The 23,183-nt window shown below is 71.2% G+C and carries 23 protein-coding genes and 1 tRNA gene; 4 read left to right on the top strand and 20 right to left on the bottom strand.

The window, feature by feature from the left end; genetic code table 11:
- Nucleotides 1-4 precede the first annotated feature (4 nt).
- From F7R91_RS32345 to F7R91_RS32335, 3 genes are read right to left on the bottom strand one after another with little or no spacing between them, the layout of a single operon-like run.
- The gene (locus F7R91_RS32345) at nucleotides 5-880 is read right to left on the bottom strand and encodes an ABC transporter ATP-binding protein (protein WP_150955094.1); all 876 of its coding nucleotides are present in this window, start codon (nucleotides 878-880) and stop codon (nucleotides 5-7) included.
- Nucleotides 870-1,862, bottom strand: a complete 993-nt coding sequence (locus F7R91_RS32340) for a branched-chain amino acid ABC transporter permease (RefSeq protein WP_150955091.1) — start codon at nucleotides 1,860-1,862, stop codon at nucleotides 870-872. The genes F7R91_RS32345 and F7R91_RS32340 overlap by 11 nt, the downstream gene beginning before the upstream one ends.
- Before the next feature lie 12 nt (nucleotides 1,863-1,874).
- Nucleotides 1,875-2,870, bottom strand: coding sequence for a branched-chain amino acid ABC transporter permease (locus F7R91_RS32335; protein WP_150955088.1), 996 nt, complete (start codon nucleotides 2,868-2,870; stop codon nucleotides 1,875-1,877).
- Between the two features lie 194 nt (nucleotides 2,871-3,064).
- Here F7R91_RS32335 and F7R91_RS32330 point away from each other — a divergent pair, with 194 nt between their 5' ends.
- Entirely contained in the window at nucleotides 3,065-3,901 is an 837-nt protein-coding gene (locus F7R91_RS32330) for an N-acetylmuramoyl-L-alanine amidase (RefSeq protein WP_150955085.1), read from the top strand.
- 6 nt (nucleotides 3,902-3,907) lie between these two features.
- On the opposite strand, the gene F7R91_RS32325 is transcribed toward F7R91_RS32330, so the two are convergent.
- Genes F7R91_RS32325 through F7R91_RS32310 form a run of 4 tightly spaced genes read right to left on the bottom strand, consistent with a single transcriptional unit; the run spans nucleotide 3,908 to nucleotide 8,167 of the window.
- On the bottom strand, nucleotides 3,908-5,098 hold the full coding sequence (locus tag F7R91_RS32325; protein ID WP_150955082.1) for an ABC transporter ATP-binding protein: 1,191 nt from the start codon (nucleotides 5,096-5,098) through the stop codon (nucleotides 3,908-3,910).
- A 35-nt stretch (nucleotides 5,099-5,133) separates the two neighbouring features.
- Nucleotides 5,134-5,967: a carbohydrate ABC transporter permease gene (locus F7R91_RS32320; RefSeq protein ID WP_150955079.1), complete on the bottom strand. Its 834-nt coding sequence runs from the start codon at nucleotides 5,965-5,967 to the stop codon at nucleotides 5,134-5,136.
- Complete coding sequence (locus F7R91_RS32315) at nucleotides 5,967-6,917, bottom strand: carbohydrate ABC transporter permease (RefSeq protein WP_150955076.1); 951 nt, start codon at nucleotides 6,915-6,917, stop codon at nucleotides 5,967-5,969. Before F7R91_RS32315 ends, F7R91_RS32320 begins: the two co-directional genes overlap by 1 nt.
- Nucleotides 6,914-8,167, bottom strand: a complete 1,254-nt coding sequence (locus F7R91_RS32310; protein ID WP_191971716.1) for an ABC transporter substrate-binding protein — start codon at nucleotides 8,165-8,167, stop codon at nucleotides 6,914-6,916. Before F7R91_RS32310 ends, F7R91_RS32315 begins: the two co-directional genes overlap by 4 nt.
- A 391-nt stretch (nucleotides 8,168-8,558) precedes the next feature.
- Between F7R91_RS32310 and F7R91_RS32305 the strand changes: the two genes are divergently transcribed.
- Complete coding sequence (locus F7R91_RS32305) at nucleotides 8,559-9,257, top strand: LuxR C-terminal-related transcriptional regulator (protein ID WP_150955073.1); 699 nt, start codon at nucleotides 8,559-8,561, stop codon at nucleotides 9,255-9,257.
- 261 nt (nucleotides 9,258-9,518) lie between these two features.
- On the opposite strand, the gene F7R91_RS32300 is transcribed toward F7R91_RS32305, so the two are convergent.
- From F7R91_RS32300 to tdh, 7 genes are all read right to left on the bottom strand, one after another.
- Nucleotides 9,519-9,592: transfer RNA gene (locus tag F7R91_RS32300), tRNA-Pro, on the bottom strand.
- A 96-nt stretch (nucleotides 9,593-9,688) separates the two neighbouring features.
- Nucleotides 9,689-10,048 (bottom strand): MmcQ/YjbR family DNA-binding protein, encoded by a 360-nt coding sequence (locus F7R91_RS32295; RefSeq protein ID WP_191971715.1) that lies wholly within the window; start codon nucleotides 10,046-10,048, stop codon nucleotides 9,689-9,691.
- A gap of 30 nt (nucleotides 10,049-10,078) precedes the next feature.
- Nucleotides 10,079-10,612, bottom strand: coding sequence for a GNAT family N-acetyltransferase (locus tag F7R91_RS32290; RefSeq protein WP_150955068.1), 534 nt, complete (start codon nucleotides 10,610-10,612; stop codon nucleotides 10,079-10,081).
- Nucleotides 10,609-11,193 carry a helix-turn-helix domain-containing protein gene (locus F7R91_RS32285; RefSeq protein ID WP_150955066.1) on the bottom strand — a complete coding sequence of 195 codons (585 nt, stop codon included), beginning with the start codon at nucleotides 11,191-11,193 and terminating at the stop codon, nucleotides 10,609-10,611. Before F7R91_RS32285 ends, F7R91_RS32290 begins: the two co-directional genes overlap by 4 nt.
- A gap of 35 nt (nucleotides 11,194-11,228) precedes the next feature.
- Nucleotides 11,229-12,143: a LysR family transcriptional regulator gene (locus F7R91_RS32280; RefSeq protein ID WP_150955063.1), complete on the bottom strand. Its 915-nt coding sequence runs from the start codon at nucleotides 12,141-12,143 to the stop codon at nucleotides 11,229-11,231.
- A 31-nt stretch (nucleotides 12,144-12,174) separates the two neighbouring features.
- The gene (locus F7R91_RS32275; protein ID WP_150955172.1) at nucleotides 12,175-13,368 is read right to left on the bottom strand and encodes a glycine C-acetyltransferase; all 1,194 of its coding nucleotides are present in this window, start codon (nucleotides 13,366-13,368) and stop codon (nucleotides 12,175-12,177) included.
- 9 nt (nucleotides 13,369-13,377) lie between these two features.
- On the bottom strand, nucleotides 13,378-14,406 hold the full coding sequence (gene tdh / locus F7R91_RS32270) for an L-threonine 3-dehydrogenase (protein ID WP_150955060.1): 1,029 nt from the start codon (nucleotides 14,404-14,406) through the stop codon (nucleotides 13,378-13,380).
- Nucleotides 14,407-14,679: 273 nt separating this feature from the next.
- On the opposite strand from tdh, the gene F7R91_RS32265 reads away from it, so the two are divergent.
- Complete coding sequence (locus F7R91_RS32265) at nucleotides 14,680-15,285, top strand: GOLPH3/VPS74 family protein (RefSeq protein WP_150955058.1); 606 nt, start codon at nucleotides 14,680-14,682, stop codon at nucleotides 15,283-15,285.
- 49 nt (nucleotides 15,286-15,334) lie between these two features.
- Here F7R91_RS32265 and F7R91_RS32260 read toward each other — a convergent pair whose 3' ends face one another.
- The 6 genes from F7R91_RS32260 to cobT form a co-directional block, all read right to left on the bottom strand.
- Nucleotides 15,335-15,910, bottom strand: a complete 576-nt coding sequence (locus F7R91_RS32260; RefSeq protein ID WP_150955055.1) for a GAF domain-containing protein — start codon at nucleotides 15,908-15,910, stop codon at nucleotides 15,335-15,337.
- A gap of 61 nt (nucleotides 15,911-15,971) precedes the next feature.
- On the bottom strand, nucleotides 15,972-16,571 hold the full coding sequence (locus F7R91_RS32255; protein WP_150955052.1) for a GTP-binding protein: 600 nt from the start codon (nucleotides 16,569-16,571) through the stop codon (nucleotides 15,972-15,974).
- Nucleotides 16,549-16,926, bottom strand: coding sequence for a DUF742 domain-containing protein (locus F7R91_RS32250; RefSeq protein ID WP_150955049.1), 378 nt, complete (start codon nucleotides 16,924-16,926; stop codon nucleotides 16,549-16,551). The genes F7R91_RS32255 and F7R91_RS32250 overlap by 23 nt, the downstream gene beginning before the upstream one ends.
- Entirely contained in the window at nucleotides 16,923-17,357 is a 435-nt protein-coding gene (locus F7R91_RS32245) for a roadblock/LC7 domain-containing protein (protein WP_150955046.1), read from the bottom strand. The genes F7R91_RS32250 and F7R91_RS32245 overlap by 4 nt, the downstream gene beginning before the upstream one ends.
- 68 nt (nucleotides 17,358-17,425) lie before the next feature.
- Nucleotides 17,426-19,501 (bottom strand): sensor histidine kinase, encoded by a 2,076-nt coding sequence (locus F7R91_RS32240; RefSeq protein ID WP_150955044.1) that lies wholly within the window; start codon nucleotides 19,499-19,501, stop codon nucleotides 17,426-17,428.
- Between the two features lie 490 nt (nucleotides 19,502-19,991).
- On the bottom strand, nucleotides 19,992-21,140 hold the full coding sequence (cobT, locus tag F7R91_RS32230; protein ID WP_331000666.1) for a nicotinate-nucleotide--dimethylbenzimidazole phosphoribosyltransferase: 1,149 nt from the start codon (nucleotides 21,138-21,140) through the stop codon (nucleotides 19,992-19,994).
- 437 nt (nucleotides 21,141-21,577) lie between these two features.
- Between cobT and F7R91_RS32225 the strand changes: the two genes are divergently transcribed.
- Nucleotides 21,578-23,050, top strand: coding sequence for a nitronate monooxygenase (locus F7R91_RS32225; protein ID WP_150955041.1), 1,473 nt, complete (start codon nucleotides 21,578-21,580; stop codon nucleotides 23,048-23,050).
- Nucleotides 23,051-23,183 lie beyond the last annotated feature (133 nt).

The raw sequence follows: 23,183 nt of genomic DNA, 5'->3' as shown, positions 1-23,183 counted from the left end.
AGCGTCACTCCTGACCTTGGGGGGTTCCGGGTTCGTCGTGCCGTTTGCCCAGGTAGGCATCCACCACGGAAGGGTTGCGGGCACAGGTGTGCGGCGGGCCCTCCGCCACCAGCCGGCCGTCGGCCATGACGGCCACCCAGTCGCTGATGCCCATCACCACGTCCATGTCGTGTTCGACAAAACAGACCGTCATTCCCTCGTCCCGCAGCCGGGTGATGTGTCCGAGCAGGGTCTGCGTGAGTGCCGGATTGACGCCGGCCATCGGTTCGTCGAGCAGCACCATGACGGGCCGGGCCATCAGCGCTCGGGCCAGTTCGAGAAGCTTGCGCTGCCCTCCTGACAGGGTGCCGGCGTAGTCGTCGCGGAGCTGCCCGAGCCTGAACCGCTCCAGCAGTTCGTCCGCCCTGCGTCCGGCCTCCCGCTCCTGCCCGTGCCACAGCGGCCGCAGCAGTGCGGGCAGCAGTTGCTCTCCGCGTTGCCCGGAGGTCGCGAGCAGCATGTTCTCCCGTACGGACAGCCGGGGAATGACCCTGGTCAGCTGGAACGTACGGACCAGGCCGTGGCGCGCCACCCGGTGCGCGGGACGGCCGGTGAGGGGATGTCCGTCGAACCACCAGCGGCCGCCGTCGGCCCGGTCGAATCCGCTCACGATGTTGAAGAGCGTGGTCTTGCCGGCTCCGTTGGGGCCGATGAGCGCGGTGATGGCGCCGCGCTGCACCTCCAGGTGGTCCACCCGCACGGCGGTGAGTCCGCCGAAGCTGCGGCTCACCCCGTCCAGGACGAGCAACGCGTCCGGCTTGGGCACTCCCGGCTCGGGCAGCGTCCCGGCGAGCCGCGGCCGGGCCGCGGCACCTGGCGTCCGTGCGTGGTCATCGCTCACTGAGCAGCATCTCCTTCCGGCTTCCGAGGATGCCCTGCGGCCGGAACACGATCAGCAGGATCAGGGCGAGACCGACCAGCGCGAAGCGCACGGCCCCGATCTCGGACGTGCTGATGACGTCGGGCGAGATGTACCCGGCGTCGATGGCCTGCCGCAGCGCGCTGTCGAGGAAGGTGAGCACGAACCAGAACAGGATCGAGCCGATCACCGGTCCCAGTATCCGCCCGGCGCCTCCCAGCACGAGCAGCGTGTACAGGAAGAAGGTGACGGCCGGATCGAAGCTGTCGGGGCTGACCGACTGCACCTGGATGGCCTGGAGCATGCCCGCGACCGCCCCGATCACTCCGCCCAGCACGAGGCTCTGCATCTTGTACGCGTAGACGTTCTTGCCGAGGCTGCGGGGGGCGTGCTCGTCGTCACGGATGGAGCGGATGACCCGGCCCCAGGGACTGTGCACCAGCAGGGCGAGCAGTGCGCCCGTGAGGACCACCAGCGCCCATCCGACGATCATCACCCACAGGTCCCGGGAGTTGAACTCCACCAGCCACACCCCGTAGGAGCCCCGCGGTATGGGACTGAGGTCGTAGAAGTCGCTCGCGAACCTCTGGAGGCCGAACACCCCGCCGGTGACGTCCTCCGCCCAGGTGGAGCGGTAGAACAGCCTGAGCGTCTCCCCCGCGGCGATCGTGGTGATCGCGAGGTAGTCGGCCCGCAGCCGCAGCGTGGGAACACCCAGCAGGAGCGCCAGCACGACGGCGCAGGCGAGTCCGGCCAGGACCCCGAGCCACATGGAACCGTCGTACGTCGCCACCGTGACCGCCAGCCCGTAGCCGCCCACCAGCATGAAGCCGACCTGGCCGAAGTTGAGCAGGCCGGTGTAGCCGAAGTGCAGGTTCAGCCCCATCGCGGCGAGCGCGTAGACGGCGGCGATGGGACCGATGCCGGACCGCAGCGCGTCGGAGAAGACGACCGACCAGTCCATGCGCCCACCCCCTCATCCCACGCGTTCGGGGCGGCCGAGGATGCCCTGCGGCCGGACGAGCAGGACGACGATGAGGACCAGCAGCGCCCAGGCGTACTGGAGGTCGACCGGGAACCACAGGGAGGACACCTGGGCGACGATCCCGATGACCAGGCTGCCCACCATCGCGCCGTAGGCGGAGCCCAGACCGCCCAGGATGATCCCGGCGAACATGAGCAGCAGCAGCTTGAACCCCATGTCCCAGGTGATGATCTCCTCCAGCCCGAAGAAGATCCCGCCGAGGGCGGCCAGGGCGCCGCCGAACATCCACACGAACAGCACGACCCGCTGGACGTCGATGCCCGAGGCCTCCGCCAGATCGCGGTTGACGGAGACGGCGCGGACGGCCGTACCGATCCGGGTCCGCTGGAGCAGGGCGGCGACGCCGAACAGGACGAGGACGGAGAGCAGGGTGACCGTGAGGTCCCGCGGGGTGATGCCGACCGGCCCCAGGTCGATCGCCTCCTGGATGTCGTACTGGACGAAGGAGGCGGGCCGTGTCCCGTACAGCACGAGCACGATGTGCCGCAGCAGCAGGGACAGCCCGATCGTGACGATGAACAGATTGATCAGCCCGGTGCCCCGTGCGTGCAGCGGGCGCCAGATGACACGGTCCACGGCCCCGCCCAGCAGCGCTCCGAAGAGAACCGCCGCGATCGCGGCCGGCACGAGATGCCAGCCCGGACCCGCCGGGGAGGCGTTGAGGAAGAAGGCGAAGGTGGCGCCGATGGTGACGAACTCGCCGTGCGCGAAGTTGATCAGGTGGACGGTGCCGAAGACCAGCGACAGCCCGACGGCGGTGATGGCGATGATCACCCCGAACTGGATCCCGTCGATCAGCGCCTGAAGCAGCCGCGCACCGAATCCCCGGCCGTGCGGGACCTCGTCGCCCTGCCCCCAGGCGGGGGACGCGAACAGCACCACGAGTGCCGGAGCGAGCGCGGGAAGAAGAATGTGCGAACGGGCCATGACGCTACCGGTAAGCCCTGAATATTCCTGTTACCCAGTGTAAAGGCACGGGCTGATGCCGTTCTGCGCTCATCGCCGACCGGGCACTACCGCAGAGGACGCAGCCGGATACCGTCATGCGCCGGAAGCCCCCCTTCCGCCGGGTGGCGGCGGCATTGTCGGTTTCAGCCATGAATTTCTGATCGGGGGTTCTCATGAAATTTGTGACGCGGGCCGAGTGGAATGCGAAACCACCCCGCTTCCAGCTCGTCCACATCGACTCGGCCAAGGGCGTCAAGGTCCACTACATGGGCACCGCCGTACCCGCGTCGCTCGCGCGGCCCGAGAACCACGGCCAGTGCGACAACCATGTGCGGAAGATCCAGGCCGACCATCTCGCCAATACGGAGGAGAACTACTCCGACATCGCCTACAACGCCGTCGTCTGCCCCCACGGTTTCGTCTTCGAGGGCCGCGGCGCCCACCGCAAGACCGGCGCCAACGGGGACCAGAGCCTGAACAAGGCGCACTACGCGGTCTGCGCCCTGCTCGGCGACTCGGGACTGACCGAGCCCACCGACGCCATGCTCGACGGGCTGCGGGACGCCATCGAGTGGCTGCGCAAGAAGGGCGGTGCCGGGCACGAGATCAAGGGCCACAGGGACGGCTTCGCCACGGCCTGCCCGGGCAAGCCGCTGTACCGCTGGGTGCGGGACGGCGCCCCGCGCCCCGGCGGGGAGTCCGGTGAGCACCCCGCTCCCGGCCGGCCCCTCGTCGATCTGTCACGGCTCGTCACGGCGGCCAGGACCGACCCGTCGAAGCAGGGCACCCCGGTGTCGTACCGGGGTGTGGCGGTCGTGGAGGCCGCGCTGGTCGAGGAGGGCCTGCTCGCGGCATCCCTGGCCGACGGCCACTACGGCACCGCCACGGTCGACGCCTACGCCGGCTGGCAGCGCAGCCTCGGGCTCACGGGCGCCGACGCGGACGGCATACCGGGCGCGACGAGCCTACGCCGACTGGCCGAGAAGCACGGATTCAACGTGCAGGAGTAGCCCAGGTCAGCCGACGCTCGCCGGGTGCGTGAGATTGGCTCCGGTCGCAGGGTCGAACACATGGGCCTTGCCCATGTCGACCTGCAACTCCACGGGTTCGCCCTCGCGGGCGCGCGTGGCGGCGTCCAGGCGGGCCACGATCTGCTGGCCGGCCTCGGCGCCGGTGTCGCGCAGACCCGAGTCCGTGGCCAGCTCCTCGAGTTCGGCGGTCGTCACGGGCCCGCCCTCCGCGCTGAAGTAGACGTACACATCGGAGCCCAGCGACTCCAGTACTTCCACGGTGGCGGTGAAGACGGGTCGGCCCCGCTCCCGGCCGCGCGCGAGGGCCGCATCCTCGAACGCCTCGGGCCGCAGCCCGAGGATGAGCTCGCGGGGCGCGTTCTGCCGCTCCAAAGCCTGCCGCGTACGGTCGTCCAGGGGCAGGTCACCCAGAGGCGAGCGCAGGACACCGTTCTCCAGGGTGGCGTTCAGGAAGTTCATCGCCGGGGAGCCGATGAAGCCCGCGACAAAGAGGTTGCGCGGGTGGTCGTAGAGGTCCGCGGGCGTGCCGATCTGCTGGACCAGGCCCTGCCGCATGACCACGACCCGGTCGCCGAGGGTCATCGCCTCGGTCTGGTCGTGGGTCACGTAGACAGTGGTGGTACCGAGGCGCCGCTGGATCCGGGAGATCTGCGTGCGCATCTGCACCCGGAGCTTGGCGTCCAGGTTGGACAGCGGCTCGTCCATCAAGAACGCCTTGGGGTCCCGTACGATCGCCCGCCCCATGGCCACGCGCTGGCGCTGGCCGCCCGAGAGGTTGGCGGGCTTGCGGTCCAGATGCGCGGTCAGGTCGAGGACCCGGGCGGCCTCCTCGACCTTGGCGTTGACGGTGGCCTTGTCCACCTTGGCCAGGCGCAGCGGAAAGCCCATGTTCTCGCGGACGCTCATGTGCGGGTACAGCGCATAGCTCTGGAACACCATGGCCACGTCGCGGTCCTTCGGCGACAGCTCGTTGACGACCCGGTCACCGATGCGCAGGGTGCCCTCGGTGATGTCCTCGAGCCCGGCGATCATGTTCAAAGTGGTGGACTTGCCGCATCCGGACGGACCGACCAGGATCACGAACTCGCCGTCGGCGATGTCGAGGTCCACGTTCTGCACGGCGAGGGCCCCGTCGGGAAAACGCTTGGTGACTCCCTCGAGGATGATCTCGGCCATGGGTGGTGCCTCCTTGCCTTTTCATGCCGTCCGGGTCATCCCTTGACCGCCCCGGAGGTCAGTCCGGCGACGATCCGTCGCTGGAAGAACAGAACGAACAGGATGATCGGGATGGTGATCACCACGGCGGCGGCGGCGATCGACCCGGTGGGCTGCTGGAACTGCGAGCTGCCGGTGAAGAACGCGATCGCGGCCGGCACGGTGCGTGCGGCCTCCGTGGAGGTCAGCGAGATCGCGAACAGGAAGTCGTTCCAGCAGAAGATGAACACGAGAATGGCCGTGGTGAACACGCCCGGCGCGGCCAGCGGGACGATGACCATCCGGAACGCCTGCGCGGGTGTGGCCCCGTCCACCTTGGCGGCCTTCTCCAGGTCCCAGGGGATCTCCCGGAAGAACGCCGACAGGGTGTAGATCGCAAGGGGGAGCGAGAAGGTCATGTACGGGATGATGAGCCCGATCCAGGTGTCGAAGATCCCGATGATCCGCTCGATGTTGAACAGCGGTGACACGAGGGAGATCGGCGGGAACATCGCGATCAGCAGCGACATGCCGATGAGTACCTTCTTGCCCGGGAACCGCAGCCGGGCCACCGCGTAGGCGGCCATCGTGCCGAGCGCCACCGCGATCACCGTGGAGATCAGGGCGATACCGATCGAGTTGACGAGCGCGCGGGTGAACTCGGAGGTGTCGAAGATGCCCCGGTAGTTCTCCCAGGTCCATTCCCTCGGGATGTAGTCGCCGTCGGTGAGGGTGCTGGGGTCCTTGAACGACAGCGCGGCGATCCACCACACCGGGAACAGGGCGTACAGCACCACCACCACGTTCAGGACACCCCAGCGGGTGGCATGCGTCTTGCCCACGGCGGCCATCACTTCACCTCCGCGCCGGGTGCGGCCGCGCCGAACAGTTTGACGAAGGTGAAGGCGATGATCCCGACACAGATGAAGATCAGGACCGAGATCGCCGACCCGATGCCCAGGTTCAGCGCGGTGAACAGGTTGTCGTACCCGAGGATCGACACGGAGCCGGTGTTCTGGGCGCCGCCGGTCAGGACGTAGATGTTGTCGAAGATCCGGAACGCGTCCAGGGTACGGAAGAGCAGAGCGACCAGGATGGCCGGTTTCATCAGCGGCACCATGACCTTGGTGAAGCGCTGCCAGGGGGTGGCGCCGTCCACCATGGCCGCCTTCAGGGTCTCCTCGGGGACCAGGGCGAGGCCGGCGAGCAGCAGCAGGGCCATGAACGGGGTCGTCTTCCACACCTCGGCGAGGATGATCAGCCACAGGGCGGACCACATCTCGGTCAGCGGGGCGTCCCCGCTGGGCAGGAGCTCGGCGAGGTAGCCGAGATCCGGGGTCCAGGCGTACTGCCAGGAGAAGGCGGCGACGACGGTGACGATGCCGTACGGAACGAGGACCGAGGTGCGGACGGTGCCGCGCCAGAAGATCGTGCGGTGCATCACCAGGGCGAGCCCCATGCCGAGGACGAGTTCGATGGCCACGGACACCACGGTGATGAACAGCGTGACCCAGAAGGCGTCCCACCAGAACTCGGAGGTCAGCACCGCCCCGTAGTTGCTCAGGCCCACGAACTCGGCCTGTGCCGGGAAGCGCAGGTCGTAGCGCTGGAGGGAGAGGTAGACGGCGTATCCGATGGGGTAGGCGGTCACGGCGAGCATGACGATGACGGCCGGAGCGCACAGCAGCCAGCCGAGCCGCCGCTCCTGGCGGGCACCGGCCGAGAGCGGCGCACGGTGCCGCCCCGTCCGCTCCGCCTCGGCGGGCGGCGGCGCTCCGGCCGGTTCGGCTTGCGTGCTCATGGGATCACACCCTCGGATCGCAGGGCATCGTCGATCTGGTCCCTGATGGTGTTGACCGCGCTCACCGGCTGGATCCCGGACGGCGGGGACAGCGTGTGGGAGATCGCGATCGAGATGTTCTGGTAGGCCGGAGTGAGCGGGCGGACGCTCGCCGACTCCAGGGCGGCCAGCACCTCCTTGGCGAACGGGTACTGCTTGATGAGCTCCGGCTCGTCGTACAGGGCACGCAGGGTCGGCGGCAGGCCGCCCTCGATCGCGGCGGTGAGCTGGTTCTCCCGGTTGCGCAGGCACAGGGCCGCCTCGAAGGCCAGACCGGGGTGGCGCGAGTAGGCGCTCACGGCCAGGTCGATGCCGCCGATGGTGGGCCGCGACGGGCGGTTCGCGTCGACCCGCGGGTAGGGCGCCCAGCGGAAGCTCTTGAACAGCTCGGGGTTGTTCGCCTTCATCGACGGATAGACGAACGGGTAGTTGAGCTCGAACGCCGCCGTACCGGACTCCATGGCGAGCCGGTTCTGGTCCTCCATCTGGTTGGACAGGGAGGGGTCTGCGGCGGGCGAGTGCGCCAGCTCGCGCATGATCCCGGCGGCCCGTACCGCGGGCGGGCCGAGGGAGGGCGCGGTGGCGGTCCGGTTGAGGATCGACCCGCCCGCACTGTTGATCAGCGTGTTGAACCAGACGGTCAGGCCCTCGTACTGGGCGCCCTGGATCTCCACGTAGTGCGGTTTGTCCTGCTGGGCAAGGGTCGCCGACATGGCCAGCATCTCGGCCCAGGTCTTGGGCGGAGTGGGCACCAAGTCCTGGCGGTACCACAGGAGTTGGGTATTGGTGTTGTACGGGACAGCGTACAGCCTGCGCTTCCAGGTCGAGGTCTCCAGCGGTACCCGCAGGGTGCCCTCGACGGCCCGCTGCCTCGCCACCCCCGTCCACTCACGGATCCAGCGGGCCTCGGCGAACTCCGCCGCCCAGGTGACGTCCAGGCCGAGGATGTCGAGCGAGTCGTCCTCGGCGGCGAGCCTGCGGACGAGCTGCTGGCGCTGGCCGTCGGCGGCACGCGGGAGTTTGTTGTAGGCGATCCGGTAGCGGCCGCCCGATGCCTGGCTGCACCGGTCGGCCGCCTTCTGGAGCGCGCCGGAGTCGTCGGGGAAGTTGTACCAGTTGAGGGTGGGCCGGCCGCCGCCCTCGTCGCCGCCGCACGCGGCGAGCATCGATGCCAGCAGCGGCAGTACGGCGAACGCCCGCAGCCGCCGCATCCCCCTGGGACGCGCCTTCTTCCCCGAAAGGGGCCGGCAGCCGCACCTCGCGTGCACGCGCTCCACACCTCGCTTCCGGGACGGTGGCACGGGACTCGCACCCCGTGGCGGTTCCTCTCCCGGCGACGCTAAACACCACGTAGAGCAACATCAAGCACATACCGCCGCAAAACGCCCGTGTCGGCCAAGTGAACCCACCACAGGCGACCCTGGTCCGACCACCACACACCCTGGACCAGGAGGCCGACCTCGCGGAACCTGCACATGCGATGTGACCCGGACCACGACGAGAACGATGCCGTTTCGATGGCGGCGGGACTACGATGGCCAAGTGAACGAAACTGTTTCGTTTATAACTGGAGCATCGGACTGAGCAGTGGAGAGGACAGGCATGGTCTCCGTACTCATCGTCAACGACCAGTCCCTGCAACGGCACGGCCTGCGCATGCTCCTGGCCGCGGAGCCCGGTCTGACCGTCACCGGTGAGGCGGCGAGCGGGGCGGAGGCGGTCCGGATGAGCGCCACGCTCCACCCCTGCGTCGTCCTGATGGCAGGCCCTTCCGGCGCGGACGACATCGAGGCCATCCGCCGCATCGCCCGGCCCGCCCCCCACCTCTCCCCGACTCCCGGACCCGGCCGGGCGGCAGGGTCCCTTCCGCGCGTACTGGTGCTGACCTCGGCCGGCGAGGAGGGTTACGCCCACGCCGCCCTGCGTGCCGGAGCCGGTGGGTTCCTGCTGACCGACGCCGCCCCGGACGAACTGACCGCGGCCCTCCGCGTCGTGGCCGCCGGAGACGCCGTCATCACCCCTGCTCTGACCCGCTCGCTCATAGACGCCGTCCGCCGACAGCACACCGTGCGCCCTCTCGAACGCGACTTCGGCCTGGACACTCTCACCGGACGCGAGCGTGATGTCCTCGTCGCCGTCGCGTCGGGCTGGTCCAACGCCGAGATCGCCGAACGGCTGTCGATCGCCCCGACCACCGTCAAGTCCCACGTCAGCCACATCCTCACGAAGATCGGCGCCCGCGCCCGCGTCCAGGCGGTCGCCTTCGCCTACGAGTCCGGCCTGGTGCGGCCGGCGGCCTGACACGCCCGCCGCTCACCCCCGAAGTACCGCCGGCTCCGGCGGACTTGGCGGGGCGCCCTGGTCGGCGATCCGAGGGAGGGGAATCAAGGGAGGGGAATCAGCGGAACGTGGTCTGGGAGCCGGCGGGAGGCGGCACAGGTCGCGGCGCGCACGCCACGGGTGCGCCGGCCCGTTTCCCAGGAAGTTCCCAGAACCGATGTGGTGGGTCCACGCAAAAGAAGGGCCCCCGCAGGCTCTCGCCTGCGAAGACCCTTCGCACCGTCGGGACGACAGGATTTGAACCTGCGACCCCTTGACCCCCAGTCAAGTGCGCTACCAAGCTGCGCCACGTCCCGGTGCCTGTCTGACCTGGGGTTTCCCCGGGCCGAACGTGCAGGGAAACAATACCGCACTCGGGTCGGTGGTCGCGCACTCCTTTCTGCGTGGCCGCCTCAGCCGGTGCCCGGCAGGCCCAACTCGGGGTGGGTGTCCATCAGTCGGGGCGGGGCCGCCTGGCGCCAGGAGTCGGCGAGGATGTCGCGCAGTTCGGCCTCGTCCTCGATCGCGTCGAGACGGGCCCGTACCCAGGCGAACTGGGCCTCGTGGTCGGCGATCCAGAACTTCTCCGGCTCCGCCAGGACGAGTTCGTCGCGCTCCTCCTTGGGGCAGCGCACGGCGATGGAGGTCTCGTCCTCGGGCAGCGTGGCGAACATCTTGCCCGCGACCCGGAAGGTGGGCATGCTCCAGGCGATCTTCTCCGTCGTGTCCGGCAGGGACAGGGCGATACGGCGTACGTCTTCGGCGTCCGGCATGACAGGAACCGTAGCCGCTCCCACTGACACTCACCCGGTGGGAGTGCCCCCGCCCACATGCTTGTAGTAGAGCGTCGTCGGCCGCGGTGTCCCGGCCGGGTCCGCCGCGTAGTCGGGGATCACTCCGGCCCGGGTCCAGCCGGCCGAGCGGTAGAGGTGCTCGGCGGGGCTGTCGGTCTCGGTGTCCAGATGGAGCAGGGTGATCTCCGCCGCGACGGCCGCACCCTCGGCGGTGGCCAGGAGTCTGCGGCCGAGGCCCCGTCCGCGGACGTCCCGGTGCACCATCAGCTTGACCAGCTCGGCGCGGTGGCCGCCGTTGGGTTGGCCGGTGAAGGCCAGGCTGACGGTGCCGATCACCCGGGGCCCGTCGTGTGCCGCCCATACGGCGAGCTGCCCGGTGGCCACCGCGTCGGCGCGCCCCGTCCACCAGGCGGCGGCCTCCGCGTGGTCGAGCGGTGCCAGGAAACCGACCGAGGCGCCGCTGTCGACGGTGTCGACCAGCAGAGCTGCCAACTCGTCCACGTGCGTGCGCAGTTGGGTGTCGTCCAGTCGGGTCACGATCACGGCAGCACCACCGCCAGCAGATACCGCGCCTCGTCGGGTCCTGCGCACCGGAAGCGCGTCGGCCCCCATACGCGCAGCCGCAGACAGTCCCCGGTGTCCAGACGGTGCCCGACGTCCTGCGCGGTCACGTCGAGTGCCCCTTCGAGCACCCAGATGTGCTGCTCCAGGCCGGGCACGGGCGGCCGGTCGTAGGCGAGGTCGGCGCCCGCGGCGAGCCGTCCCTCGACGAGTTCGCCGCGCAGCCCGGCGTGGGGCGGGGACACCGACCGTCGTACGAATCCGGAGGCCCGGTCCTCCCACACCCGCTGCTCGGCGGCCCGCACCAGCGGCACGGGCTCCGCCTCGACCTCGCTGAGCAGCTGGGACATGGTCCGCCCGTACACGTTGCAGAGGCGGTTGAGGAGCGAGGCGGTGGGGCTGATCTCCGCGCGTTCGGCACGGGACAGGGTCGACCGGCTGACTCCGCTGCGCTCCGCCAGTTCCCCGAGGGACCAGCCGTGGGCGGCCCGCAGCTCGGCGAGACGGGCGCCCAGCCGGGCGTCGACCGGGTCCGGAGCCGGGCTCTCTTCCAGGTTTCTCATATGCGGGACGCTATCCCGGATATGAGATGCCCCGATTACGGAAGGCTCACACCCCGCGCCGCCTCTCCCAGTGCCTCCAGCACGGGGCGGATCAGCGGATGTTCCTCGGCTCCCCGCCGTATGGCCGCGAACACCCGGCGGGTCGGCGCCACACCGTCTACCGGGCGCACGACCACGCCCGCGAGGTCCATGCCGCGCAGCGCGGAGCGGGGCACCAGTGCCACTCCCGCGTCGGCGGACGCCAGGGCCACGACCGCGCGGAAGTCGTCCGAGGAATGCTCAAGGCGCGGCTGGAAGCCGGCGGACTCGCAGGCCAGGACGACCACGTCATGGCACGGGTTGCCGGGGTAGGGGCCGATCCACGGATCCTTCGCCAGGTCGCCGAGCGGGACCTCGGGGGCGTCGGCCAGCCGGTGGCTCACCGGGACCACCGCGTCGAAGGGCTCGGCGTACAGCGGGACATGGCTCAGCCGCGGGTCGTCGGCCGGCGGGGCCCCGCGGTACTCGACGGCGACGGCTATGTCCACCTGCCGGTCCAGGACCATCGGCAGGCTGGCGTCGCCCTCGGCGTCCTGGACGCGGATGCGGATACCGGGCGCCGAGACGGCGAGGCCGGCCAGCGCGGGGGCGACGACCAGGGCGATGCCGGTCGCGAAGGAGGCGACGGTGACCGTGCCGGCCGCGCCGGAGCCGTACGCGGCCAGCTCCGCCTCCGCCCGCTCCAGCTGGGCGAGGACCGCGTTGGTGTGGCTGAGCAGGATCTCGCCGGCCGGGGTCAGCCGTACGCCCTTCGCGCCGCGCTCGACCAGCCGGTGGCCGGTCTCCTGCTCCAGGGCGGTGAGCTGCTGGGAGACGGCCGAGGGCGTGAGGTAGAGCGCGGCGGCAGCCGCCGTCACGGTGCGGTGGTCGGCCACCGCACGAAGGATGTGGAGCCGCCGCGCTTCGATCATGGGATCGATTATCGCAATATGTCGGGGCTGCTCAGGCCTCCAGCTCCGCGCGGGCCGACACGAAGGCGTCCACGGCCCGGTCGACGTCGTCCGTGGAGTGCGCGGCGGACAGCTGCACCCGGATACGGGCCTGGCCCTGCGGCACGACCGGGTAGGAGAAGCCGATCACGTACACACCGCGCTCCAGCAGCAGTTCCGCCAGGCGGGCCGCCTTCGCCGCGTCGCCGATCATCACCGGCGCGATGGCGTGGTCGCCGGGCAGGACGTCGAAACCCTCCTGCGTCATCCGGCGGCGGAACAGGGCCGTGTTAGCGGCCAGGCGCACGCGCAGGTCGTCCGCCGACTCGAGCAGGTCGAGCACCTTCAGCGAGGCCGCCGCGATCACGGGGGCGAGGGTGTTCGAGAAGAGGTAGGGGCGCGAGCGCTGGCGCAGCAGGGCGACGATCTCCGCGCGGGCGGCCACATAGCCGCCGGAGGCACCGCCGAGCGCCTTGCCGAGGGTGCCCGTGATGATGTCGACGCGGTCCATGACGCCGTGCAGCTCGGGGGTGCCGCGGCCGCCGGGGCCGACGAAGCCGACGGCGTGCGAGTCGTCGACCATGACCATGGCGTCATAACGGTCGGCGAGGTCGCAGATCTCGCGCAGGGGGGCCACATAGCCGTCCATGGAGAAGACACCGTCGGTGACGATCAGACGGCGGCGCGCGTCGGACGCCTCCTTCAACTTGGCCTCGAGGTCCGCCAGATCGCGGTTGGCGTAGCGGAAGCGGCGGGCCTTCGACAGCCGGATGCCGTCGATGATCGACGCGTGGTTCAGCGCGTCGGAGATCACCGCGTCCTCCTCGCCGAGCAGCGTCTCGAAGACTCCGCCGTTGGCGTCGAAGCAGGAGGAGTAGAGGATCGTGTCCTCCTGGCCGAGGAACGCGGACAGCCGTGCCTCCAGTTCCTTGTGCACCTCCTGCGTGCCGCAGATGAAGCGGACGGAGGCCATGCCGTAGCCCCAGCGGTCCAGCGCCTCGTGGGCGGCCGCGACGACCGCGGGGTGGTCGGCGAGGCCGAGGTAGTTGTTGGCGCAGAAGTTGAGCACCTCGCCGGGGCGGCCGCCCGCGGTGACGTTCACGGTCGCGGACTGCGGGGTGCCGATGACGCGCTCCGGCTTGTGCAGGCCGGCGGCGCGGATCTCGTCGAGGGTGGCGCGGAGGTCGTCGCGCACGGAGTCGAACATCATCAGTCCTTAAAGAGTCCAGTCGAGGATGACCTTGCCGCCGCGGCCGCTCGCCGCGTCGGCGAACGCCGCCTCGAAGTCGCGGTAGCCGTACCGGCCGGTGATCACGGGCGCGAGGTCGAGGCCGCCCTCCAGCAGCACGGACATCGCGTACCAGGTCTCGAACATCTCCCGGCCGTAGATGCCCTTGATGGTGATCATGGAGGTGACGATCCGGGCCCAGTCGACCGGGAACTCCTCGGCGGGCAGACCCAGCATGGCGATACGGCCGCCGTGCGTCATGTTGGCGATCATGTCACGCATCGCCTCGGGGCGGCCGGACATCTCCAGGCCGATGTCGAAACCCTCGCGCAGCCCCAACTCCCGCTGTCCGTCGGCGATCGTGGCGTTCGAGACGTTCAGCGCCAGGCTCGCACCGATCTTCCGGGCCAGCTCCAGCCGCTCCTCGCTCACATCCGTGACCACGACGTTCCGGGCGCCCGCGTGCCGGGCCACCGCCGCGGCCATCAGGCCGATCGGGCCGGCACCGGTGATCAGCACGTCCTCGCCGACCAGCGGGAACGACAGCGCGGTGTGCACGGCGTTGCCGAACGGATCGAAGATCGCCGCGACGTCGAGGTCCACGGGAACCCGGTGCACCCACACATTCGACGCGGGCAGCGCCACGTACTGCGCGAACGCGCCGTCCCGGCCGACGCCGAGGCCGACCGTGGCCCGGCACAGATGCCGGCGGCCGGCCAGGCAGTTGCGGCACTTGCCGCACACCAGATGGCCCTCCCCGCTGACCCGGTCGCCCGCCGTGATGTCGGTGACGTCCCGGCCGGTCTCCACGACCTCTCCGACGAACTCGTGGCCGAGCACGAGCGGGGTACGGATCGTCTGCCGGGCCCAGCCGTCCCAGGACCGGATGTGCAGATCGGTGCCGCAGATGCCGGTCCGCAGAACCTTGATCAGTACGTCGCCGGGTCCTACGACGGGTTCCGGGACGTCCGCGAGCCACAGCCCTGGCTCCGCCTTCTCCTTGACCAGCGCCTTCAACGCTACGGCTCCCGTTCGTGAGGTCCCGGGGCCGGGCATGCCGAGGGAGCCCGTTCCGGGGAGAGGGGTGGAATCGCGTAGCAATCTGCCGTACGGCGGCGCCCGGGTCCATCGAGGATTTCTTAAGCGGAGCAACAGCTTTGCTTCACGCCGTCACACCTGCCTCGGCTCGAAGCCGCATTCACAGCTGTGCGGGCCCGGTCGGGGCGGGAGACTGGTAGACGCACGCCCCTGCCCGACGCCGCGAAGCCGGCCCACCGATGCGGAGCCCCCATGACCACAGCACGGGATCTGATGATCGTCGCCCTGGACATGGGCCCCGGCCGTCCCGTGGAGCCGGGCGATGTGTCCCTCGCCCTCGCGGGGGCCGAACTGATCGACCTCATGGAGGCCGGAGCCCTCGTCCTGGAGGGGGAGCGCATCGTGCCCGGCCTGCAACCGGCGACGGGCGACCGTCTGTTGGACCACGCCGCGTCCTCCCTCGTCCGGGAGAGGCCGTACGAGTCGGTGGAGGACTGGCTGTGGCGCCGCGGCCGCGGCCTGTACTCGGCGCATCTCGCCGCCCTGGAGAGCGAGGGCCTGGTCACCCGCGCCCGGGGCCGCTGGATTCCCGTACGGACCGGCCGGACCGCACTCGCCGACTCACCGGCCCGCCGGCAGGCCACGGAACGGCGGGCCGCCGCCGAGCCCGTCCTCGCCGCGCTGGCTGCCGCCGCCGGGGTGCACGACGAGCCGGCGGACGACTTCCCGGATGAGGCGGACGACGCGGTCGTCACCGTCCTGGCGGCGGTCGGCGAGGCGGTGACGGAACTGGAGGCCGTACGGCAGCGGCGCAAGATCGAGGACGCCGCTTTCGACAACATCTGGCGGGGCCAGTGACGGACCCGGGGGACCCGCGGTATCCGGGGATCCGGGGTGGATACGACGCTCACAGCGGGAAGCCGTCGTCCTCCCGTCGTTCCAGTCGCGCCACGAGGTCCGCGGCCGTCGACTTGATGGCCTCCAGGCCCGCCCTTCCCCAGCGGCGGGGCTCGATGTCGGCGACGGACACGGTGCCCAGGACCATCCCCGTGGTGTCGATGAGGGGAGCGCCGAGGTAGGAGCGGATGCCGAACTCGTCGACGACCGGGTTGCCCGCGAACCGCGGGTAGTCGCGGACGTCCTCCAGCACCAGCGCCTTGCGCCGGACCACCACATGGGGGCAGAACCCGTGGTCGCGCGGCAGGGAGCGGCCGACCTCGGGCCGGGTGCCGTCGCTCTTCACGACGGGACCGGCGGCCGGGGTGTGCAGGCCCGCGAAGAACTGACCGTTCTCGTCGATGAAGTTGACCATGGCGTACGGTGCGCGGGTGGCCTCGGCGAGGCAGTCCGCGAAGGCGTCCAGGGCGGGTTCGGGGTGCTCCCCCAGGCCCAGTCGGCGCAGGCGCACAGCCCGGGCCGGGGCCTCCTTGTCCTCCGGTGTGACCAGCAGACGGCCGGCCGGGCCCGGCGGGTCGTACCTCATGGGCGGGCTCCGTCCCTGTGGACGTACGGCATATACGGGCTCCGTGGCGGGTGTGCGGGGGTCACATGTGGGCTCTGTGGCTCGGCGCATGGGCCGGGGCGTGGGCGATGAGGTGCCGGACGAGCGTGAGCAGCGTCTGGACGCCCGAGCTGGATATCCGGGCGTCGCAGCGGATCACGGGGATCAGCGGGTCCAGGTCGATGGCGGCGCGGACCTCCTCGGTGTCGTAGCGGTACGAGCCGTCGAATTCATTGATCGCGACGATGAAGCCGAGGCCGCGCTGCTCGAAGAAGTCGACGGCGGCGAAGCACTCCTCAAGGCGCCGGGTGTCGGCGAGGATGACCGCGCCGAGCGCGCCCTCGGAGAGTTCGTCCCACATGAACCAGAACCGCTCCTGTCCGGGCGTTCCGAACAGATACAGCACGTGTTCCGGGTCGAGGGTGATGCGGCCGAAGTCCATGGCCACCGTGGTCTCGACCTTGTTCTCGATGCCGTCGAGGCTGTCGGTCGCGGCGCTGACCGTGGTGAGCAGTTCCTCGGTGCTGAGGGGCGCGATCTCGCTGACCGCGCCCACGAAGGTGGTCTTGCCTACTCCGAATCCTCCCGCCACCAGGATCTTCAGCGCGGTGGGGAAGGGGTCAGAGCTGTCGTCGTAGTCCATCGAGCACTGCCTCCAGAAGGGCCCGGTCAGTGGGGTTGTGGTGGAATTCGGGGGGCTTGGTGGTCAGCGCGCCGCTGTCGACGAGGTCCGACAGCAGCACCTTGGTGACCACGGCCGGCAGTCTGAGATGGGCGGCGACCTCGGCGACCGAGACGGGCGCCCGGCACAGGTCGAGCGCCTGCGCGTGCTCGGGGCCCGGGTAGCCGAGGGGCGTGGCGCCGGTGGACATCACATGCGACAGCAGGTCGAGCGAGATGCTGGGCCGGGTGCGGCCGTTGCTGACCGTGAACGGGCGCACCAGCCGTCCGGCCGCGTCGTCGAGCCAGGGCCCGTCGCCGGCCGTCGCCGCGCTCAAGGCCTCATCGCCGGCGGTTCGACGGGCTGCTGGCGCGGCGCGGTCACCAGATAGGGGCGGACGCTCTTGACCAGCATCGCCATCTCGTAGCCGAGCACCGCAGCATCGGCCTCGCGGCCGGCGAGCACGGCGAGACATGTGCCGGAGCCGGCGGTGGTCACGAACAGCAGCGTCGTGTCGAGTTCGACGACGACCTGACGGACGTCCCCGCCGTCGCCGAAGCGGATGCCGGCGCTGCGGCCGAGGGAGTAGAGGCCGGAGGCCAGGGCGGCCATGTGGTCGGCGCTGTCCGGGTCGAGGCCGTGGACCGACTTCACCAGTCCGTCGCAGGACAGGAGCACCGCGCTCTTGGTGTGCGGTACGCGCTGCACGAGGCCGCTCATCAGCCAGTCGAGATCGGATACCTGGCCGGTCGGCGCGTCGCTCGCCATGGTGGATCGACTCCTTGGGGTACGAAGGTCTGCGGGAGCGCTGGGGGTGGGGGTGGCTGCGGGAGTGGTCATCCGGCCGGTGCGCTCCCGTCCTGCCGGGTGGTGTGCTCGAACCGGGAGAGGGCGGCGGCGGACCCACCGTCCCGCCCACCGCGCGCCTCGGTCCCGCGCGGGGCCACCGGGGACGTGTCCATGGGTGAGCGCAGCCGCGTCATGTGGGTCGCGTCGGTGCGGAGCGCCTCCAGGGCCGACGGCAGGATCGTCGAGGTCGGCGTCGTGGGCCCCGTGGGCGGCGTCGGCTCCGGCTCCAGGTGCTGCTGGGCCTCGGCGAGGCCGACGCCGCGCTGGAAGGCGGCCATCAGCCCCGGGTCGTGACCGGCCGGGGTTTCCTGGTCCTGACGGGGAGTCGGGCCGCCGCGCAGCTGGGGCACGAGGTGCTCCTGGGCACGGCGCCGGGGCAGCTGGGGCTTGCCCATGGTGCCGCGGACGGCACCGCCGCGGGGGGTGGGCGGTGCGGACGAGTTCTCCACGACGATCCGCCGCTCGTCGGGCCGGATGCCGGGCATGGCGTCCGCAGGGTTGGGCCGTTCGTCGTGGGCACCGCGCCGGGGCAGCGGAGCCGGGCCGCTCCCGTCGGTCGTCGGCGCAGCGGCTTCCCGCGGCTCCGGGCGTGGTCGCCGGGCTCCGGAGGCGGCGGTCTCCTGCTGTTGCGGGCGCGGGTCGGCGGCGGGACGTGCGGACGGGATCCGCTGCTCCGCTTCCTGCCCGGGCTGGGGATGCTGTCTCGGTGACGGTACGGACGGCCCCGACGGTACGGACACGGCCCCGCAGGTGCCCGGAACATCCCGCTCGTGTCCGTGCGCCTGCCCCTGCGGCACGGCCGGTCCCGGCGCCTCCTGCCCCGACGGCCCGGCCACCGCCCCCGCGGCACCCGGCGCCGTACCCAACAGCGCCTGCGGTACGACGAGTACGGCCTGCACCCCGCCGTAGATGTTGCTCTGGAGGCGGACATGGATGCCGTGCCGCTTGGCGAGCTGGGAGACCACGAACAGGCCGATCCGGCCGTCGGCCAGCAGACTGGCGACGTTGACCTGGTCGGGGTCGGCCAGCAGGGCGTTCATCCTGTTCTGCTCGGCGACGGGCATGCCGAGGCCGCGGTCCTCGACCTCGACGGCGAGCCCCGAGGTGACGAGGCTGGCGCGCAGCAGGACCTGGGTGTGCGGGGCGGAGAACACGGTGGCGTTCTCGACGAGTTCGGCCAGCAGATGGATGACGTCGGCGACGGCGTGCCCGCGCAGGGTGCCGTCGACCGGCGGGACGAGCTTGACCCGTGAGTACTGCTCGACCTCGGCGATGGCGGAGCGCAGCACCTCGGTCATGTCGACCGGGTTGCTCCACTGGCGCCGGGAGACGGCGCCGCCGAGCACGGCGAGGTTCTCGGCGTGGCGCCGGATGCGGGTGGCGAGGTGGTCGACGTGGAAGAGGCCCTTGAGCAGGTCGGGGTCCTCCATCTCGTTCTCCAGCTCGTCGAGGATCGAGATCTCGCGGTGCACCAGCGACTGGAGGCGCCGGGCGAGGTTGAGGAAGACCTCGAGCTTCTGCTCGCTGCCCGTCTGGCTGGAGAGCTGTGCGGCCCGGACGATGGCGGTGACGGCGCCGTCGTGGGCGCGGGCCAGGTCGGCGGCGAGCAGTTCGAAGTCGTCGGCGTCCTCGGGCGGACCGCTGCGGGGCTTGCGCTGGGGCGGCCCCTCGCCCCGGCGCAGCGCCTCGACCAGGGCCCGCAGATCGGCCTCGCCACGTGCGCTGCTGCGGCGCAGCGCGCCGACGCGGTCGCCGATGGAGGCGGCGGTGCGGTTCGCGGCCACGGCGGCGATCAGGATGCCGGCGAGGGCGACCGAGACCGCGCCGGCGAGGACGCCCCACAGGGTGAGGCCGGGACGCGCCCCGGTGGAGCGGACGGTGAACAGGACGGCCGCGCAGGCGCTGAGGGAGACCGCGACGGGGGGCAGCACGGCGAGACGCAGCAGTTGGGGACGTATGTGGGCCTCGGGCAGCACGGGTGCGGTGCGGGCGGCCGGCGGCCGTCCGTGCCGTCCGCCCTCTCGGCGGTCTGCACGGGCGGCCGGGGCGCGGAGGTGAGACATCGGCGTCCTCGAACTGGTCCGTCGGTGGTGGGCATGTGCGCGCGCGGTCTGCGCGGCTCGGGCATGCGCCATCGCTGTGCCGGTCGGCGGAGCCGAAGATTTCGGCCCCGCGTCGCCCGACGGACACTCACAGTAGTCGGCAACGCGTCAGGTGCGGTGGGCAGTTGACAAAGTCCCCCGCAGAGCGTCCCACTCTGGTATGAGGCCTCGTACGACAGACCGATGAACCCCACCCCACCCCCGTCCACAACCGGAAAGGGGCCGATCGCACCTGGTCGGAAGCGGTCACAAACGGGCGGCGGGCTGGGCGCGCCCACCCACCCCGCTCCCCTGCCGAGAGCCGTTCGCCCACCCCGCGACCGGCCCGCACCGGCGGCTTCCGGGCCCTGCGTGCCACCGGTACCGCACCCCGAGATCATCACGGGCCGTATCTGGCCGACGGCTGCCGCGCCGGGCCCGGCGGGCGATGCCGGGCCCGGCGCACGGGGCTTCACGCCTCCTTGCCCGCCACCCCGGCGGAGTCGAAGGTGGCCATGTCCCGCAGGGTTCGGACCGCCGCCTGCACCAGCGGCAGGGCCAGCAGGGCGCCGCTGCCCTCGCCGAGCCGCAGGCCCAGGTCCACCAGGGGATGCAGTCCCAGGTGCCGGAGGGCGACGGTGTGCCCGGGCTCGACCGAGCGGTGCCCGGCCACGCACGCGGCCAGGGCGTCCGGCGCCAGCGCGGCCGCGACCAGAGCCGCCGACGAGGCGATCACACCGTCCAGAATCACCGGGACCCGGTGAGCGGCGGCACCCAGGACGAACCCGGCGATCGCGGCATGTTCGAGGCCGCCGACCGCCGCCACCGCGCCGACCGGGTCGCCGGGGTCCGGCCGGTGCAGTTCGAGGGCCCCGCGCACGACGTTCGCCTTGTGCTGCCGGGTGTTCTCGTCGACTCCCGCTCCGTGCCCCGTGACCTCGTCCGGGTCCGCCCCGGTGAACACGGCGATCAGCGCCGCGGACGCGGTGGTGTTGGCGATGCCCATGTCCCCGGTGAGCAGGCAGCGGTGGCCCTCGCCGACGAGTTCCGCGGCCACTGCGATCCCGGTCTCCAGGGCGCGGACGGCCTCCTGCCGGGTCATCGCCGGGGCACTGGTCATGTCCGCGGTCCCGCTGCGGACCGGGCGTCGTATCAGCCTGCCCGGGGCGGCGTCCGGAACGGTAACCGGCGTGGCGACCCCCACGTCCACCACGACCACATCGGCTGCGGCCTGTGCCGCCAGGGCGTTCACGGCGGCGCCCGAGACCAGGAAGTTGGCGACCATCTGGGCCGTCACCTCCTGCGGCCAGACGCTGACGCCCTGGGCGTGAACGCCGTGGTCGGCGGCGAAGACGGCCACCGCGGCGGGTTCCGGCAGCGGCGGGGGGCAGGAGGCGGCCAGACCTGCCAGCTGGACCGAAATGTCCTCCAGCAGCCCCAGCGAACCGGGCGGCTTGGTGAGGTGGCTCTGGCGGTCGAGGGCCGCGGCGAGGGTGCCGGGGTCGGCGGGGGTGATGGCGGCCAGGGTGCGTTCGAGCAGCAGGCCGACGGTCGCATCGGTGCCGTCGGCGGAGGAGGTGGCGGGAGAACGCGTCGGATCGGAGCCGGACGAGGGCGTCACGAAGGAAAGCCTTCCACTGTCGGCGGGTCTCCACGCCACCGTGTCGGGCCGCGCCCGGGCGGGATCTGCCTGGCTGCGGGACGGCCGGAATATCCTGGCTCCCGGGTCTCGGCACCGGCCGCCCGCAGGGCGATGGCACCGGCGCCGGCTCCCGGCCTTCCCAGCGGCCGGCTCACACCGGCTGCCAGTGGCCATCAGCGGGAGACAGCTCCCCGGTCACAGTGGCGGGCCCGCCCCGGAATAGGGCCGTCGGGCCCGCACCGGAGTTCCTCCGCATCCGTCACCGGCATCGTGCCATACGCCTTCGGGGGCAGGCAGCCACCCCCCGATCTCCGACCGCCGCCCAAACCGGGGGGCGACCCCGACCACCAACCTACGATGCCGTAGGTTTCGGTTTCGTAAGTTACGAAACCGTAGGTTACGGATGCGAGGACCACATGAATGCACCCCGGGCGGCGACCGACCTGCCGTGGCTGATCCAAGGCGGAATGGGGGTGGGGGTGTCGGGCTGGCGGCTCGCACGGGCGGTCGCCCGCACCGGGCAGCTGGGGGTCGTCTCCGGCACCGCCCTCGACACCCTGCTGATCCGCGTGCTCCAGAGCGGCGACCCGGGCGGTCACCTCAGGCGGGCGCTCGCCGCCTTCCCCGTACCGGAGCTGGCCGGCGCTCTGCGGGAGCGCTACTTCGTCGAGGGCGGAATCACACCCAAGGAGCGGTTCGCCGCCACCCCCATGATGACGGCCGACGAGGGGTGCCCCGCCCGGTCCCTGACCGTCGTCGCCAACTTCTGTGAGGTCTGGCTCGCCAAGGAGGGCCATGACGGACCGGTCGGCATCAACTATCTGGAGAAGGTCCAACTCGCCACCGTCCCTGCCATGTTCGGCGCGATCCTGGCGGGCGTCGACCATGTCCTGGTGGGCGCCGGCATCCCCGCCCAGATCCCCGGGATCGCCACCGGGCTCGCCAAGGGGGAGCCGGTCACCGCGCGGGTGGACGTGGAGGGCGACGAGCGGCCCCTGGAGCTGCGCTTCGACCCCGCCTCCATTCTGAGCGGAGCGGAACCGGGGCGGCTCGCCCCGCTGCGCCGCCCCGGCGTCCTGGCCATCGTCTCGCTGCCCGCGCTGGCCTCGTATCTGAACCGCGACGAGGAGACCCGGCCGGACGGATTCGTCGTCGAGGGCCCCACCGCGGGCGGCCACAGCGCACCGCCGCGCGGGCCGCTGAGCCTGGACGAGCACGGCGATCCGGTCTACGGGCCCAGGGACATCCCCGACTTCACGAAGATGAGCCGCCTCGGTCTGCCGTTCTGGATCGCCGGCGGCCGGTGCGGGCCGGAGCAGGTTCGCGAGGCCAGGGCGGCCGGGGCGGCCGGTGTCCAACTCGGCAGTGTCTTCGCGCTCTGCGAGGAGTCGGGCATGGACGCGGGGCTGCGGCGGCAGCTGATGGAGCGTGAGCGGGCCGGCAGGCTGAGGGTGCGCAACGATCCGGCGGCCTCCCCGACCTCCTTCCCGTTCAAGGTCGCCGAGCTGCCCGGCACCCTGGCCGACCGCGAGGTGAGTGCGGCCCGCGCCCGGGTCTGCGACCTCGGTTATCTGCGGACGCCCTTCAGGACCGCGCGCGGGACCATCGACTACCGCTGCCCGGCGGAGCCTCTTACGGCATATGTCCGCAAGGGCGGTGACGCCGAGGGGACCGAAGGGCGGCAGTGTCTGTGCAACGGGCTGCTGGCCGCGGTCGGGCTCGGGCAGCGCCGCCCGCGGGGCGTGGTGGAGCCGCCCGTCGTCACCATCGGCCAGGACCTGGACTTCCTGCGGCACATCGCCCCCGACGGAAGTCCGTACAGCGCCGAGTCGGTGGTGCGCTGGCTGTCCACGGGCCTGACCGAGCCGGCCTACGCGTCCCGCCACTGAGCCGCCGAAGACCAGGGCCGTGCCTCCTCGCGGCCCTTTTACACAATCCGAGTTTGTTTTTAACCACCGCATCGTTAATATCGCGCTGAGCAACTTCACCGAACCCACCCGGCACCACCGCCCGAGGAGGACG

The sequence above is a fragment of the Streptomyces luteolifulvus genome (assembly GCF_008806595.1).
GTDB classification, from domain to species: Bacteria; Actinomycetota; Actinomycetes; order Streptomycetales; family Streptomycetaceae; genus Streptomyces; species Streptomyces luteolifulvus.
The sequence above is the reverse complement of the archived record's forward strand: the minus strand, read 5'-3'. Positions and strand labels throughout refer to the sequence as shown.

Coding starts and splice junctions, on each gene's coding strand:
- F7R91_RS32340 (WP_150955091.1), bottom strand. CDS start 1,862: ATGGACTGGTCGGTCGTCTTCTCCGACGCGCTGCGGTCCGGCATCGGT.
- F7R91_RS32335 (WP_150955088.1), bottom strand. CDS start 2,870: ATGGCCCGTTCGCACATTCTTCTTCCCGCGCTCGCTCCGGCACTCGTG.
- F7R91_RS32330 (WP_150955085.1), top strand. CDS start 3,065: ATGAAATTTGTGACGCGGGCCGAGTGGAATGCGAAACCACCCCGCTTC.
- F7R91_RS32325 (WP_150955082.1), bottom strand. CDS start 5,098: ATGGCCGAGATCATCCTCGAGGGAGTCACCAAGCGTTTTCCCGACGGG.
- F7R91_RS32320 (WP_150955079.1), bottom strand. CDS start 5,967: ATGGCCGCCGTGGGCAAGACGCATGCCACCCGCTGGGGTGTCCTGAAC.
- F7R91_RS32315 (WP_150955076.1), bottom strand. CDS start 6,917: ATGAGCACGCAAGCCGAACCGGCCGGAGCGCCGCCGCCCGCCGAGGCG.
- F7R91_RS32310 (WP_191971716.1), bottom strand. CDS start 8,167: ATGCGGCGGCTGCGGGCGTTCGCCGTACTGCCGCTGCTGGCATCGATG.
- F7R91_RS32305 (WP_150955073.1), top strand. CDS start 8,559: ATGGTCTCCGTACTCATCGTCAACGACCAGTCCCTGCAACGGCACGGC.
- F7R91_RS32295 (WP_191971715.1), bottom strand. CDS start 10,048: ATGCCGGACGCCGAAGACGTACGCCGTATCGCCCTGTCCCTGCCGGAC.
- F7R91_RS32285 (WP_150955066.1), bottom strand. CDS start 11,193: ATGAGAAACCTGGAAGAGAGCCCGGCTCCGGACCCGGTCGACGCCCGG.
- F7R91_RS32280 (WP_150955063.1), bottom strand. CDS start 12,143: ATGATCGAAGCGCGGCGGCTCCACATCCTTCGTGCGGTGGCCGACCAC.
- F7R91_RS32275 (WP_150955172.1), bottom strand. CDS start 13,368: ATGTTCGACTCCGTGCGCGACGACCTCCGCGCCACCCTCGACGAGATC.
- F7R91_RS32265 (WP_150955058.1), top strand. CDS start 14,680: ATGACCACAGCACGGGATCTGATGATCGTCGCCCTGGACATGGGCCCC.
- F7R91_RS32260 (WP_150955055.1), bottom strand. CDS start 15,910: ATGAGGTACGACCCGCCGGGCCCGGCCGGCCGTCTGCTGGTCACACCG.
- F7R91_RS32255 (WP_150955052.1), bottom strand. CDS start 16,571: ATGGACTACGACGACAGCTCTGACCCCTTCCCCACCGCGCTGAAGATC.
- F7R91_RS32245 (WP_150955046.1), bottom strand. CDS start 17,357: ATGGCGAGCGACGCGCCGACCGGCCAGGTATCCGATCTCGACTGGCTG.
- F7R91_RS32240 (WP_150955044.1), bottom strand. CDS start 19,501: ATGTCTCACCTCCGCGCCCCGGCCGCCCGTGCAGACCGCCGAGAGGGC.
- F7R91_RS32225 (WP_150955041.1), top strand. CDS start 21,578: ATGAATGCACCCCGGGCGGCGACCGACCTGCCGTGGCTGATCCAAGGC.